This is a genomic window from Burkholderia sp. KBS0801, assembly GCF_005937855.2.
GTDB lineage: Bacteria > Pseudomonadota > Gammaproteobacteria > Burkholderiales > Burkholderiaceae > Burkholderia > Burkholderia ambifaria.
Genome location: NZ_CP042177.1, coordinates 2,090,118 through 2,103,130 on the forward strand (window position 1 = coordinate 2,090,118; position 13,013 = coordinate 2,103,130).

Here is a 13,013-nt window from a genome sequence, read left to right on the forward strand (position 1 = left end):
GCGCGGCACGCAAGATGCGTTCTCCACGCGCCCGGAGCTTCATGCCGACCCGAAAACCGGCACGCCCAATCAGGCGAGCGCGAGATTCTACCCGATCTGTGCGGCATTGTCTCGCCCCGCCGGCGGCCGCCTGACAGCGGTGCTAGAATGCCGCGCTCGACGTGCCGGCCCCGCGCCGGCGCGCGCCCCCGAACCCGCCTCCGCCACGATCCCACCCGTGAACTTCGACGACTACTGTCAGCAAAAGGCCGCCCCCGCGGGCTCCAGCGTCTACTACGCGCTGCGCCAGGCGCCGCTCGCCGCCGAACCGCGCCTGACCGCCCTGTTCGCGCTGCGCCGCGAACTCGAGGAAACCGTCAAGGAAACCAGCGACCCGACCGTCGGACACACGAAGCTCGCGTGGTGGCACAAGGAACTCGCGGCGCTCGCCGCCGGCGAACCGTCGCACCCGGTCACGAAGGCGCTCGCGCAGCATCACCCGGCGATCGCGGCCGAAGCCGATGCGCTGCGCACGCTGGTCAACGGTTACGGGATGGATCTCGAACAGGCGCGCTACCTGGATTTCGCGAACCTGCAGCGCTACATCGCGCAGGTCGGCGGCACCTTCGCGTCGCTGGTCGCGCGCGCCAGCGCCGCGAATCCGGCCGACCCGCAGCCGTGGGCCGCGGACGCCGGCCGCGCGCTGATGCTCGCGCAATTCGTGCAGGAGCTCGGCAACGATGCGCGCCATGGCCGCATCTATCTGCCGATCGACGAACTGCAACGCTACAACGTGACCGCGGCCGACCTGCTGAACCGCCGCTACAGCCCGGCCTTCACCGAGCTGCTGCAGTTTCAGACGGCCCGCGCGCGCGAAGCGCTCGCCGCCGCCGACGCAGCGATCCCCGCGTCGGAACGCCGCGCGCAACGCACGCTACGTGCGCAGATCGCACTGGCCGGCGCGCTGCTCCACGAAATCGAGCGCGACGGCTACCAGGTGCTGCACCAGCGCATCGCGCTGACGCCGATCCGCAAGCTGTGGATCGCGTGGCGCGCCGCGCGCCGCCGCTGACCGGCGCCGCAACGCACATCCCCCATCACACCTTGAGCAGCGGCAGCATGTCGAAGCGCTGCTGCAGCACGCGCGTCGCATCGAGTCCCCACCACGGCCCGAGCACGGTCGCATACAGCTGACGGAAATCGACCGCGACCGGCAGGTTGCCGTTGCCGTCGAGGCGCCCGAGCGCGGGCGCCCCACCGTACAGCCCGCCGGCCACGCGGCCGCCCATCACGAAATGCGGCGCGGCGGTACCGTGATCGGTGCCGTTGCTCTGGTTCTCGCGCACCCGCCGCCCGAATTCCGCATACGTCATCACGAGCGTCTGGTTCCAGCGCCCCAGCTCGATCAGCGCGTCGCGCATCGCACTCATCCCTTCCGCGAACTGCTTGAGCAGCGCGGCGTGCTGTCCCGGCTGGTTCTGGTGCGTGTCGAACCCGTTGAGCGTGAGCCGCAGCACCGCGACGCCGTCCTGCGCGCCGGGCCCCGACGCTTCGCATGCCGCGAGCACCTGCATGGCGGTCTTCACCGAGGTGCCGAACGTACCGGCCGGAAAGGCCGTCCTGAACTCGCGCATCCCGCCGCGCGGGCGCAGCCGGTCGGCCGCCTTCACGATGTCGTTCTCGACGTCGATGATGTGTGCGAGCGCCGGGTTCCGTTCACGCAGCGACGACGGCTCGGCGAGCCGCGCCGCGCGGATGAACTGGGCGGGATTGACGAGCGCGATCGCGCGCGCGCCGTTCGCGAGCGGTCCCATCTCGGCGCTGCCGAGCACCACGCCGTCCGCCGCGAAGCCCGGCGGCACCGGCGCCTGCGCGAACGTGCGCGTGAGCCAGCCTTCGTGCAGGTACTGGTCCGAGCGCGACGCGGTGTCCCAGATCTCGATCGAACGGAAATGCGACAGGTTCGGCTGCGGATAGCCGACGCCCTGCACGATCGCGACCTGCCCGTCGCGCCACAGCGGCATCAGCGGCGCGAGCGCCGGGTGCAGCCCCGTATGCGCATCGAGCTGCAGCACCTGATCGCGCTTGATGCCGATGCCGCGGCGGAACTGGTAGTAGAGCGGATCCGCATACGGCACGACCGTGTTGAGGCCGTCGTTGCCGCCCTTCAGCTCGACGAGGATCAACACGTTCGCATAGCCGGGCCGCCCCGCCGCGGGCATCGAAGCCGCGTGCGCGGCCGGCTGCCACAACGACACGCCCGCCGCGGCCGCGGCGCCCGTGAGCGTCAGAAAATCACGTCGGTTCATCGTGCATCCTTCGGTTCGCCGCGCGGCATGGCCACCGCTGCAGCGCGCCTGTTCGTCGTCGTTTCGGTCATTTCAGTTGATAGGCCGGATCCATCAGCAATGCCTCGAGATACGCGCTGCCGGTCGAGTCCGTATCGATCGCCGCGACCGGCGACACCGGCAGCACCGCGTGCTGCAGCTGAAGCTCGGTGGACAAGCCGGCGCGCGCCTGCGGCCGCACACGATATTGCGCGAGCCAGCGTTCGAGGTCGAACCGCAGGCCGCCGCGTGCGGGCTTGACCGGCGCGCCGGGCATACCGGCACCCGGCATACCGGCACCGGGCGTACCGGCACCGGGCAAGCTGGCGCCGGAGGCGTTGTCCGCAACCGGCATCGCATGCGCACGCGCATTCGGCACCGGCTGCGCCATCGCGTGAGCGGGAGCCCGCATGCCGGCCGCCTCGGTCGCGCGGAACAGCTGTTCGACGAACTGCTTGCGCGCGAGCAGCGTGGTGCTGTTGATCCACAGCGCGCCGCCGGGCCAGCCCTTCACGTTCGGCGGATAGAACAGGTTCTGCCCGAGCGTGCGCACGGTGTTCGCGAGCATCTGCGGATCGCCGTACGCGACGTCGAACAGCCGCACCGACCCGACGACGAACTCGGCCGGCGACTTGACGAGCACGCCGCGATTGCCCGGATCCCAGAACGCGTCGGTCGACCAAAGCGCGGCGAGCGCCGTGCGGATGTCGTAGCCGCTCGCGCGAAACCGTTCGGCCACGACCTCGAGCGCGCCGGCGTCCGGCGCATCGGACACGAACTCGCGCCACAGCTTGCCCGCGATGAAGCGTGCGGTGTCGGGCCGCTTCAGCAGGATGTCGAGAAACCCGTCGCCGTCGAACGCACCGGTCTCGCCGAGTATCGTCTTCTCGCCCGTGTCGTGCCACTCGGGCCGCGCCACGAAGCGCAGCGTATCGGGATCGACGCTCCAGCCGGTCATCGCGCGCGCGGCTTCGGTCACGTCGTGCTGCGTGTAGTGCCCTTCGCCGAGCGTGAACAGCTCCATCACCTCGCGCGCGAAATTCTCGTTCGGGCGTCCCTTGCGGTTGCTCGCGCCGTCGAGATACTGGAGCATCGCCGGATCCTTCGCGACCGCATGCAGCAGCGTGTCGAAGCTGCCGAGCGCCTCGCGGCGAAACAGCGCATGCTGCGCGGCCATCGTCTGCGGATACGGGACCTTGTCCTGCCCGGACGTGAAGTGCCCATGCCAGAACAGCGTCATGCGCTCGGTGAGCGGCGACGGCGTCGCGACCATCTCGTTGACCCACGCCGCGCGCAACGCATCGTAGCGGCGATTGCGCTCGCGCTGCTCGTCGCGCCGCATGTCGGGTGTCAGCGCCTGGCGCTGCGCGCGGGTCGGCGGCAACTCGGCGACCCAGTCGGGCCAGCGCGTCACGGGCTCGCGCCGCACGTTGCCGAGCGTCTCGGCGACGACCTGCGCGCGCGTCATGCCGACGAGGCGGGCGACCTCGGCCGGTGCGGGAGAAAAGCCGGTGCGGCTCAGGAAGAACAGCGCATCGTCGGCGTCGAGCGGCGCCTGCATCGCGGGCGATGCCGGGGCGGCAGCGTTCGCTTTCATCGTCGTGGACTCCCGGAACGCACCGGCGGTGCGGATGCAGGTTCAACGGCGGCACGCATGCGAAAGTTGACGGGAAAATTGCTACGGAATCTTTCGTTGCCGTGCGGAGACGCGTGCGTGTCAGCGCTTGTACAGCTCGCGAACGGCGTCCTCGATGTGCTGGCGCAGCAGGTGGCGCTCTTCGGGCGTCATGTGCCCGTCGCGGCGGTGCTGTTCGAGATCGGGAGGCACGGCGGACCGGACCGCCGTGTCGGCGGCGCGGTCGGACTGCGGCGCCTTGCCGCGCTGCAGCTTGCGCGACGATGCGCCCGGCTCGGGGCGCTGCGCATACGCGAAGTTCGACGCATATGGACCGGCAAGTGCGATCGTCAGCATCACTGCAATCCGCGCAGATCGCATGACCGTCCTCGCTTCTCTGGTCGATTTGTTCGCTTCGTCACGCGGCAACCGGTTACCTCTGGTACTTGAAAAACCCTGCGGAATTCGGGTGTACAAAGATGAAAGATGGAGTGCTGGGGAGTATCTACCGAACTCCGGCTTCGAGTAAAGGAATCTCTATAGCGTGCCTTTACTCCACGCGACACTACGGGTAAATTTTGTAACGGACTGTAACGCGCGAAAATACGCGAGCGTGCGTGATTTCCCATTCGCGATAAGATGCCGCTCATGGAAACGAAAAACCCCTCCAAGATTCTCGTCGTCGACGACGACCCGCGCCTGCGCGATCTGCTGCGCCGATATCTCGGCGAGCAGGGTTTCAACGTATACGTCGCGGAGAACGCGACTGCGATGAACAAGCTCTGGGTGCGCGAGCGCTTCGACCTGCTCGTGCTCGACCTGATGCTGCCGGGCGAGGACGGCCTGTCGATCTGCCGCCGCCTGCGCGGCAGCAACGATCGCACGCCGATCATCATGCTCACCGCGAAGGGCGAGGATGTCGATCGCATCGTCGGCCTCGAGATGGGCGCCGACGACTACCTGCCGAAGCCGTTCAACCCGCGCGAACTGGTCGCGCGCATTCACGCCGTGCTGCGCCGCCAGGCGCCGGCCGAACTGCCGGGCGCGCCGTCGGAAACCACCGAGGTGTTCGAGTTCGGCGAATTCTCGCTGAACCTCGCGACGCGCACGCTCACGAAGTCGGGCCAGGAAATTCCGCTGACCACCGGCGAATTCTCGGTGCTGAAGGTGTTCGCGCGCCATCCGCGCCAGCCGCTGTCGCGCGAGAAGCTGATGGAGCTCGCGCGCGGCCGTGAATACGAAGTGTTCGACCGCAGCCTCGACGTGCAGATCTCGCGCCTGCGCAAGCTGATCGAACCGGATCCGGGCAGCCCGCGTTTCATCCAGACCGTCTGGGGCCTCGGCTACGTGTTCATTCCGGACGGCGCCGCCTGATCTTTTTCCTTTCCGGTTTCGCCTGTCCTCGGCCCGTCCCATGCGTATCGACCGGCGCCTCCTGCAGCTCGCGTTCGGCGGGCTGTTCTGGCGCACCTTCCTGCTGATCGCGCTGCTGATCTCGGTCAGTCTCGCCGCGTGGTTCCAGAGCTTTCGCGTGATCGAGCGCGAGCCGCGCGCGCAGCGCGTCGCGCTCCAGCTCGTCGCGATCGTGAAGCTCACGCGCACCGCCCTGCTCTATTCCGATCCCGATTTGCGGCGCGCGCTGCTGCAGGATCTCGAGAGCAACGAGGGCGTGCGCGTCTACCCGCGCGAAAAAACCGACAAGTTCAAGCTGCAGCCCGACGAATCGCTGAACCGTCTGATCGAACACGATATCCGCAGCCGGCTCGGCGACGAGACCGTGATCGCGCAGTCGGTCAACGACATTCCCGGCGTGTGGATCAGCTTCAAGATCGACGACGACGACTACTGGGTCGCGCTCGACCGCGACCAGCTCGACAGCGTCACGGGCCTGCAGTGGGCGGGCTGGGGCCTGTTCGCGCTCGCGCTGTCGCTGTTCGGCTCCGCATTCATCACGAGCCTCGTGAACCGGCCGTTCTCGCGGCTCGCGCTCGCCGCGCGCCAGATCGGCTCGGGCCAGACGCCCGAGCTGCTGCCCGAGCGCGGGATGGGCGTCGCGGCCGAGACCAACCGCAGCTTCAACCAGATGGTGCGCGACCTCGAACAGCTCGAGGCCGATCGCGCGCTGATGCTCGCGGGCATCTCGCACGACCTCCGCACGCCGCTCGCGCGGCTGCGGCTCGAGACCGAGATGAGCCCCTCCGACCAGGCGACCAAGGATGCGATGGTCGACGACATCGAGCAGATGGACCGCATCATCGCCGCCTTCATCGACTACGCGCGCCCGTCCCAGCGCAAGCCGGAGCCGGTCGACCTGTCGTCGATCGCGCACGAAGTCGCCGCGCGCGTGTCGGGCGAGGACGGCGTCGAGATCCGCACGCGGCTCGCGCCGAGCGCCGTGATCGAAGCCGACGAGACCGACATGCGCCGCGTAATTGGCAACCTCGTCGAGAACGCGCGCAAATACGGCCAGAGCCGGCAGGACGGCGTGTCGCGGATCACGCTCGAGACGCGCGTGTCGCACGCGCGGGTCGAGCTGTCGGTGAGCGACGAAGGTCCCGGCATCCCCGAGGATCAACTGCCGCTCGTGATGCGGCCGTTCTACCGCGTCGACACGGCGCGCACCAAGGCGGACGGCACAGGGCTCGGCATGGCGATCGTGCTGCGCCTCGTCGGCCGCTATCGCGGCGCGCTGCGCCTGCGCAACCGCAGCCCCGACGCGGGCCTCGAAGTCACGCTCGAATTCCCCGGCGCCGGCAAGGCGCGTGCGACGGCGTGACGCGTTCGCGCATGTCGCTTGAGCGTCACACTATCGGTGCGGTTGAAAAAAACTATGGAGACTGTTAGCCAAAATCTATTGAATCGCTTGATTAATAGTGTTACAGTCTTCGCATGCTGTCACATCAACGTTGCAGCACCGAGGTAGCTTGACTCAGTCTTCTTCCCAACTCACACAGGAGTATCCGCATGAAAACCGTGGGCGATAAACTCGAAGCATTCACCGTCGTAGCCGCGAAGCCGGGCTTCAACAATCACGAGGAAAACGGCCAGTCGGCGTTCGAGACCGTCACCGAAGCGTCGTTCCCGGGCAAGTGGAAGATCATCTACTTCTATCCGAAGGATTTCACGTTCGTGTGCCCGACGGAAATCGTCGAGTTCGCGAAGCTGACGAAGCAGTTCGAAGAGCGCGACGCCGTCCTGCTCGGCGGCAGCTCGGACAACGAATTCGTGAAGCTCGCATGGCGCCGTGAGCACAAGGATCTCGACAAGCTGAACCACTACTCGTTCGGCGACGTCAAGGGCGAGCTGATCGACCAGCTCGGCGTGCGCGACAAGGAAGCCGGTGTGGCCCTGCGCGCGACGTTCATCGTCGATCCGGACAACACGATCCAGCACGTTTCGGTGAACAACCTGAACGTCGGCCGTAGCCCGGAAGAAGTCCTGCGCATTCTGGACGGCCTGCAAACGGACGAACTGTGCCCGTGCAACCGTGCAGTCGGCGGCGCAACGCTGTAAGCGCATCGATGCACGAAGCCCGCGGCGCACGTCCTGCCTGCGGGCTTTTTTAACGGCCAACCCATAGGAGATATCAATGGAATTCATCGACTCGATTAAGGCACGTATCCCCGACTACGCGAAGGACATTCGCCTGAACCTCGACGGCACGATCTCGCGCTCGTCGCTCGAAGGCAACGATGCAGTCGGCGTGGCGCTGGCGGCGGCGGTCGCGGCGAAGAGCACCGTGCTCGTGAAGACGATCCGTGAAGCCGGCGTGCTGTCGCCCGAAGAGACGAACGCCGTGCTGACGGCGGCCGCGCTGATGGGGATGAACAACACCTGGTATCCGTATGTCGAGATGGCCGACGACGCCGACCTGAAGACGCAGCGCGCCGAACTGCGGATGGGCGCGTATGCGTCGCACGGCGGCGTCGACAAGCGCCGGTTCGAGATGTACGCGCTCGCCGCGTCGATCGTCGGCAAGTGCCACTTCTGCGTGAAGTCGCACTATGCGCTGCTGAAGAACGAGCAAGGGATGACGACGACGCAGCTGCGCGACGTCGGTCGCATCGCGTCGGTGATCAACGCCGCCGCGCAGGTGATCGCCGCCGAAGGCGAGTAAGCGCACCACTCGGCCGGCACCGCGGTGCGGCGGCCCTTCGACGCCGCATCCGCAGCCCCGGCTCAGAAACGAAAATGCCACGCAAGCGCGTGGCATTTTTCATTGCGGCGGCGCAACTTGCGCGCCGCTTCGGGCCGGCGTCAAACCGGCATCAGGCGCTCACGCCCCCGCTTTCACCAGCAGCGCGGCGGCCTGCGCCTCGATGCCCTCGCCGCGGCCGAGGTAGCCGAGCTTCTCGTTGGTCTTCGCCTTCACGTTCACGCGCTCGAGCGGCAGCCCGAGATCGGCCGCGATGTTCGCGCGCATCCCGTCGATATGCGGCGCGAGCTTCGGCGCCTGCGCGATCACGGTGCTGTCGACGTTCTGGATCGTGAAGCCGGCCGCCTTCACGCGGGCGGCGCACTCGCGCAGCAGCACGCGGCTGTCCGCCCCCTTGAACGCGGCGTCGGTGTCGGAGAAATGGCGGCCGATGTCGCCGAGCGCCGCCGCGCCGAACAGCGCGTCGGTGATCGCGTGCAGCAGCACGTCCGCGTCCGAATGGCCGAGCAGGCCGCGCTCGTACGGAATCGTCACGCCGCCGATGATGAGGGGGCGCCCCGGGACGAGCTGGTGCACGTCGTAGCCTTGTCCGATTCTGAAATCCATGCGTATTCCGGTGTGAGATGAGGTGAAAGTCAGGAAGCGTTCGTGGCGCGCGCGAGGATCGCTTCGGCGAGCGCGAAATCTTCCGGGTACGTGACCTTGAAGTTGCGCAGGCTGCCCTGCACGACGCGCGGGGTATGACCGGCCCATTCAATCGCGCTGGCCTCGTCGGTCAGGTCGTGCCCTTCCCGCTGCGCGCGCAGGATCGCGTCGCGCAGCATGCCGATGCGGAACATCTGCGGCGTCTGCGCCTGCCACAGCGCGTCGCGCGACTCGGTGCGGGCGATCGCGTCGCCGCCGGCCGGCACGCGCTTGAGCGTATCGGCCACCGGCAGCGCGACGATCCCGCCGACCGGATCGTCCTTCAGCGCCGCGACCAGCGTGCGGATGAGCTCCGGCGTGATACCGGGGCGTGCGGCGTCGTGCACGAGCACCCAGTCCTGGTCGGTCGCGCCGAATTCGCCCAGCCCCAGCAGCCCGTTCAGCACCGACGCCTGCCGCGAGCCGCCGCCGCAGCGGCGCACCGCGAAGCGCAGGCCCGCGAAGCGGCGCGCGTCGAAGTGCGTGTCGTCGGGCGCGAGGACGACGAGCGTCTGCGCGAATTCGCTGCACGCGTCGAACGCGGCGAGCGTGTAATGCAGGAGCGCGCGGCCGGCCAGCGTGCGGTATTGCTTCGGCACGGCCGAACCGGAGCGGCTGCCCGTGCCGGCGCAAGGAATCAGGGCGAAAAGTCGGGGAGTCACGAAGTGGAAACGCCGGAAAGATGAAATCGAGAAGCGGATTTTATAATAGGTCTTTCGTCTCGACCGGCGCACCGCGCCGCGCCGTGCCCGCCACCCCTGCCGTCCCTATGCCAGACAACGCTTCCATCCCGTTCGCCTCGCCCGTCGCCCGCATCAAACCGGGCCAGCGGTTCGCCTTCGACGGCACGCACGGCTCCGCCGACGCACTCGCCATCGCCCGCTATCTCGCCGAGAACCGCGCGGCGGTCCCGCTCCTTGCGGTGATCTGCGCGAACGCGGTCGACGCGCAGCGGCTGTCGCAGGAACTCCGCTACTTCTCGCCCGATGCGCGCGTGCGCCTGCTGCCGGACTGGGAAACGCTGCCGTACGACACGTTCTCGCCGCACCAGGATCTCGTCTCCGAGCGGCTTGCGACGCTGCACGACCTCGGCGAGGGCCGCTGCGACATCCTGCTGGTGCCCGCGACCACCGCGCTGTACCGGATGCCGCCCGCGTCGTTCATGGCCGCGTACACCTTCGCGTTCGCGCAGGGCGAGCGGCTCGACGAGGCGAAGCTGAAAGCACAGCTCACGCTGGCCGGCTACGAACACGTGAGCCAGGTCGTGCGGCCCGGCGAATACTGCGTGCGCGGCTCGCTGATCGACCTCTACCCGATGGGCTCGCCGCTGCCGTACCGGATCGACCTGTTCGACGACCAGGTCGACTCGATCCGCGCGTTCGATCCCGATACGCAGCGCAGCCTCTACCCGGTTCGCGACGTGCGCCTGTTGCCCGGCCGCGAGTTTCCGTTCGACGAAGCCGCGCGCACGGCCTTTCGCAGCCGCTGGCGCGAGACCTTCGAAGGCGACCCGAGCCGCGCGCCGATCTACAAGGACATCGGCAACGGCGTGCCGTCGGCCGGCATCGAGTACTACCTGCCGCTGTTCTTCGACGAGACGGCCACGCTGTTCCACTACCTGCCGCAGGACGCGCACCTCGTGTTCACCGGCGATCTCGAGGCGTCGATCCGCCGCTTCACGGCTGATACGAAACAGCGCCACGCGTTCCTCGCGCACGACCGCGAGCGGCCGATCCTCGAGCCGCAGCGCCTGTTCCTGTCCGACGAGGATTTCTTCGCGTTCGCGAAGCCGTTCGCGCGCGTCGTGCTGCCCGCGCAGCCGGCCGGCGGCTGGGCGACGGGCCTGCCCGAGCTCACGGTCGATCGCCATGCCGACGATCCGCTCGCCGCGCTGCGCACGTTCGTCGAATCATCGGGCAAGCGCGTGCTGCTGACGGTCGAATCGGCCGGCCGCCGCGAAACGATCCTGCAACTGCTCGCCGAGCATCACCTGCGCCCCGCGTCGAACGACCACTTCGCGGGCTGGCTCGAAAGCGATGCACCGTTCGCGCTCGGTGTCGCGCCGCTCGCGAGCGGCTTCGTGGTGCCGGGCGAAGGCTACGCGATCGTCACCGAAACCGAACTGTACGGCGCGCTCGGCCGGCGCGCGGGCCGGCGCCGCCAGGAACAGGCGAGCAACGTCGACGCGATGGTGCGCGACCTGTCGGAGCTGAAGGTCGGCGACCCGGTCGTCCACGCGCAGCACGGCATCGGCCGCTACATGGGCCTCGTGTCGATGGATCTCGGCGAAGGCGAGACCGAATTCCTGCACCTCGAATACGCGGGCGACAGCAAGCTCTACGTGCCGGTCGCGCAATTGCACGTGATCTCGCGCTACAGCGGCGCCGATCCCGACAGCGCACCGCTGCACGCGCTCGGCTCGGGCCAGTGGGAGCGCGCGAAGCGCAAGGCCGCGCAGCAGATTCGCGACACGGCGGCCGAGCTGCTGAACCTGTACGCGCGCCGCGCGGCCCGCGAGGGCCATGCGTTCGCGCTCGATCCGCGCGACTACGTGAAGTTCGCGGAAAGCTTCGGCTTCGAGGAAACGCCCGACCAGGCCGCGGCCATCGCGGCCGTGATCGGCGACATGACGAGCGGCAAGCCGATGGACCGCCTCGTGTGCGGCGACGTCGGCTTCGGCAAGACCGAGGTCGCGCTGCGCGCCGCGTTCATCGCGGTGATGGGCGGCAAGCAGGTCGCGTTGCTGTCGCCGACCACGCTGCTCGCCGAGCAGCACACGCAGACCTTCGTCGACCGCTTCGCGGAGTGGCCGGTGCGCATCGTCGAGCTGTCGCGCTTCAAGACCACGAAGGAAGTGAATGCGGCGATCGCTCAGATCAACGAAGGCACCGTCGACATCGTGATCGGCACGCACAAGCTGCTGTCGTCGGACGTGCAGTTCAAGCGCCTCGGCCTCGTGATCATCGACGAGGAACACCGCTTCGGCGTGCGCCAGAAGGAAGCGCTGAAGGCGCTGCGCGCGGAAGTCGACGTGTTGACGCTGACCGCCACGCCGATCCCGCGTACGCTCGGGATGGCGCTCGAGGGGCTGCGCGACTTCTCGGTGATCGCAACCGCGCCGCAGAAGCGGCTCGCGATCAAGACCTTCGTGCGTCGCGAGGAAGAAAGCGTGATCCGCGAGGCGATGCTGCGCGAGCTGAAACGCGGCGGCCAGGTGTACTTCCTGCACAACGAGGTCGAGACGATCGAGAACCGCAGGGCGATGCTCGAGGAACTCGTGCCCGAGGCGCGCATCGTGATCGCGCACGGCCAGATGCACGAGCGCGAACTCGAACGCGTGATGCGCGATTTCGTCGCGCAGCGCGCGAACGTGCTGCTGTGCACGACCATCATCGAGACCGGCATCGACGTGCCGAGCGCCAACACGATCATCATGCACCGCGCGGACAAGTTCGGCCTCGCGCAGCTTCACCAGCTGCGCGGCCGCGTCGGCCGTTCGCACCACCAGGCGTATGCGTACTTGCTGGTCCACGATCCGCAGTCGCTGACCAAGCAGGCGCAGCGCCGGCTCGAGGCGATCCAGCAGATGGAGGAGCTCGGTTCGGGCTTCTATCTCGCGATGCACGACCTCGAGATCCGCGGCACCGGCGAGGTGCTCGGCGACAAGCAGTCGGGCGAGATCCACGAGATCGGCTTCCAGCTGTACACCGACATGCTGAACGACGCGGTGAAGGCGCTGAAGAACGGCAAGGAGCCCGACCTCACCGCACCGCTCGCCGCGACGACCGAAATCAACCTGCATGCGCCCGCGATCCTGCCGGCCGACTACTGCGCGGACGTGCAGGAGCGGCTGTCGCTGTACAAGCGTCTCGCGAACTGCGAGCACGGCGACGCGATCGACGGCATCCAGGAAGAGCTGATCGACCGCTTCGGCAAGCTGCCGCCGCAGGCGCACGCGCTCGTCGAGACGCACCGGCTGCGGCTGGCCGCGAAGCCGCTCGGCATCGTCAAGATCGACGCGAGCGAGGCCGCGATCGGGCTGCAGTTCGAGCCGAACCCGCCGATCGATCCGATGCGGATCATCGAAATGGTGCAGAAGCACCGGCACATCAAGCTCGCGGGCCAGGACAAGCTGCGCATCGAGACGCGCTCGCCCGATCTCGCGATCCGCGTGTCGACGATCAAGGAAACGCTGCGCGCGCTCGCGCCGCGCGCCGACGCCGCGACCGCGGCACGCTGAGCGCGCGGCCGA

Annotated in this window: 11 protein-coding genes; 6 read left to right on the plus strand and 5 right to left on the minus strand. The window is 68.0% G+C overall.

The window, feature by feature from the left end; all coding sequences use genetic code 11:
- The first annotated feature begins 217 nt into the window (after positions 1-217).
- The gene (gene hpnD / locus FFI87_RS09895) at positions 218-1,051 is read left to right on the plus strand and encodes a presqualene diphosphate synthase HpnD (RefSeq protein WP_012364083.1); all 834 of its coding nucleotides are present in this window, start codon (positions 218-220) and stop codon (positions 1,049-1,051) included.
- A 25-nt stretch (positions 1,052-1,076) separates the two neighbouring features.
- Here the strand turns inward: hpnD and FFI87_RS09900 are convergent, their stop codons facing one another.
- The 3 genes from FFI87_RS09900 to FFI87_RS09910 all read right to left on the minus strand — a co-directional run bounded on the left by FFI87_RS09900 (position 1,077) and on the right by FFI87_RS09910 (position 4,302).
- On the minus strand, positions 1,077-2,288 hold the full coding sequence (locus FFI87_RS09900; protein WP_138847551.1) for a DUF1501 domain-containing protein: 1,212 nt from the start codon (positions 2,286-2,288) through the stop codon (positions 1,077-1,079).
- 67 nt (positions 2,289-2,355) lie between these two features.
- Positions 2,356-3,903 carry a DUF1800 family protein gene (locus FFI87_RS09905; RefSeq protein ID WP_138847550.1) on the minus strand — a complete coding sequence of 516 codons (1,548 nt, stop codon included), beginning with the start codon at positions 3,901-3,903 and terminating at the stop codon, positions 2,356-2,358.
- A gap of 120 nt (positions 3,904-4,023) precedes the next feature.
- Positions 4,024-4,302 (minus strand): hypothetical protein, encoded by a 279-nt coding sequence (locus FFI87_RS09910; protein WP_012364086.1) that lies wholly within the window; start codon positions 4,300-4,302, stop codon positions 4,024-4,026.
- Positions 4,303-4,560: 258 nt separating this feature from the next.
- Between FFI87_RS09910 and ompR the strand changes: the two genes are divergently transcribed.
- The 4 genes from ompR (at position 4,561) to FFI87_RS09935 (ending at position 8,038) form a co-directional block, all read left to right on the plus strand.
- On the plus strand, positions 4,561-5,295 hold the full coding sequence (gene ompR, locus FFI87_RS09920) for a two-component system response regulator OmpR (protein ID WP_004192636.1): 735 nt from the start codon (positions 4,561-4,563) through the stop codon (positions 5,293-5,295).
- A gap of 40 nt (positions 5,296-5,335) precedes the next feature.
- Positions 5,336-6,697 carry an ATP-binding protein gene (locus FFI87_RS09925; protein WP_012364087.1) on the plus strand — a complete coding sequence of 454 codons (1,362 nt, stop codon included), beginning with the start codon at positions 5,336-5,338 and terminating at the stop codon, positions 6,695-6,697.
- Between the two features lie 188 nt (positions 6,698-6,885).
- A complete protein-coding gene (locus FFI87_RS09930; RefSeq protein WP_006478563.1) occupies positions 6,886-7,434 on the plus strand; it encodes a peroxiredoxin in 549 nt (182 codons plus the stop codon).
- Positions 7,435-7,510: 76 nt separating this feature from the next.
- Positions 7,511-8,038: a carboxymuconolactone decarboxylase family protein gene (locus tag FFI87_RS09935; RefSeq protein WP_006752031.1), complete on the plus strand. Its 528-nt coding sequence runs from the start codon at positions 7,511-7,513 to the stop codon at positions 8,036-8,038.
- A gap of 159 nt (positions 8,039-8,197) precedes the next feature.
- Here the strand turns inward: FFI87_RS09935 and ispF are convergent, their stop codons facing one another.
- Both ispF and ispD read right to left on the minus strand, forming a co-directional pair.
- Positions 8,198-8,683: a 2-C-methyl-D-erythritol 2,4-cyclodiphosphate synthase gene (gene ispF, locus FFI87_RS09940; RefSeq protein WP_012364088.1), complete on the minus strand. Its 486-nt coding sequence runs from the start codon at positions 8,681-8,683 to the stop codon at positions 8,198-8,200.
- A gap of 29 nt (positions 8,684-8,712) precedes the next feature.
- Positions 8,713-9,423 carry a 2-C-methyl-D-erythritol 4-phosphate cytidylyltransferase gene (ispD, locus tag FFI87_RS09945; RefSeq protein ID WP_105785531.1) on the minus strand — a complete coding sequence of 237 codons (711 nt, stop codon included), beginning with the start codon at positions 9,421-9,423 and terminating at the stop codon, positions 8,713-8,715.
- A gap of 20 nt (positions 9,424-9,443) precedes the next feature.
- On the opposite strand from ispD, the gene mfd reads away from it, so the two are divergent.
- On the plus strand, positions 9,444-13,001 hold the full coding sequence (gene mfd / locus FFI87_RS09950) for a transcription-repair coupling factor (protein ID WP_138847549.1): 3,558 nt from the start codon (positions 9,444-9,446) through the stop codon (positions 12,999-13,001).
- Positions 13,002-13,013: the final 12 nt, after the last annotated feature.

Coding starts and splice junctions, on each gene's coding strand:
- FFI87_RS09935 (WP_006752031.1), top strand. CDS start 7,511: ATGGAATTCATCGACTCGATTAAGGCACGTATCCCCGACTACGCGAAG.
- FFI87_RS09905 (WP_138847550.1), bottom strand. CDS start 3,903: ATGAAAGCGAACGCTGCCGCCCCGGCATCGCCCGCGATGCAGGCGCCG.
- FFI87_RS09910 (WP_012364086.1), bottom strand. CDS start 4,302: ATGCGATCTGCGCGGATTGCAGTGATGCTGACGATCGCACTTGCCGGT.
- mfd (WP_138847549.1), top strand. CDS start 9,444: ATGAAATCGAGAAGCGGATTTTATAATAGGTCTTTCGTCTCGACCGGC.
- ompR (WP_004192636.1), top strand. CDS start 4,561: ATGCCGCTCATGGAAACGAAAAACCCCTCCAAGATTCTCGTCGTCGAC.
- FFI87_RS09900 (WP_138847551.1), bottom strand. CDS start 2,288: ATGAACCGACGTGATTTTCTGACGCTCACGGGCGCCGCGGCCGCGGCG.
- ispF (WP_012364088.1), bottom strand. CDS start 8,683: ATGGATTTCAGAATCGGACAAGGCTACGACGTGCACCAGCTCGTCCCG.
- FFI87_RS09925 (WP_012364087.1), top strand. CDS start 5,336: ATGCGTATCGACCGGCGCCTCCTGCAGCTCGCGTTCGGCGGGCTGTTC.
- FFI87_RS09930 (WP_006478563.1), top strand. CDS start 6,886: ATGAAAACCGTGGGCGATAAACTCGAAGCATTCACCGTCGTAGCCGCG.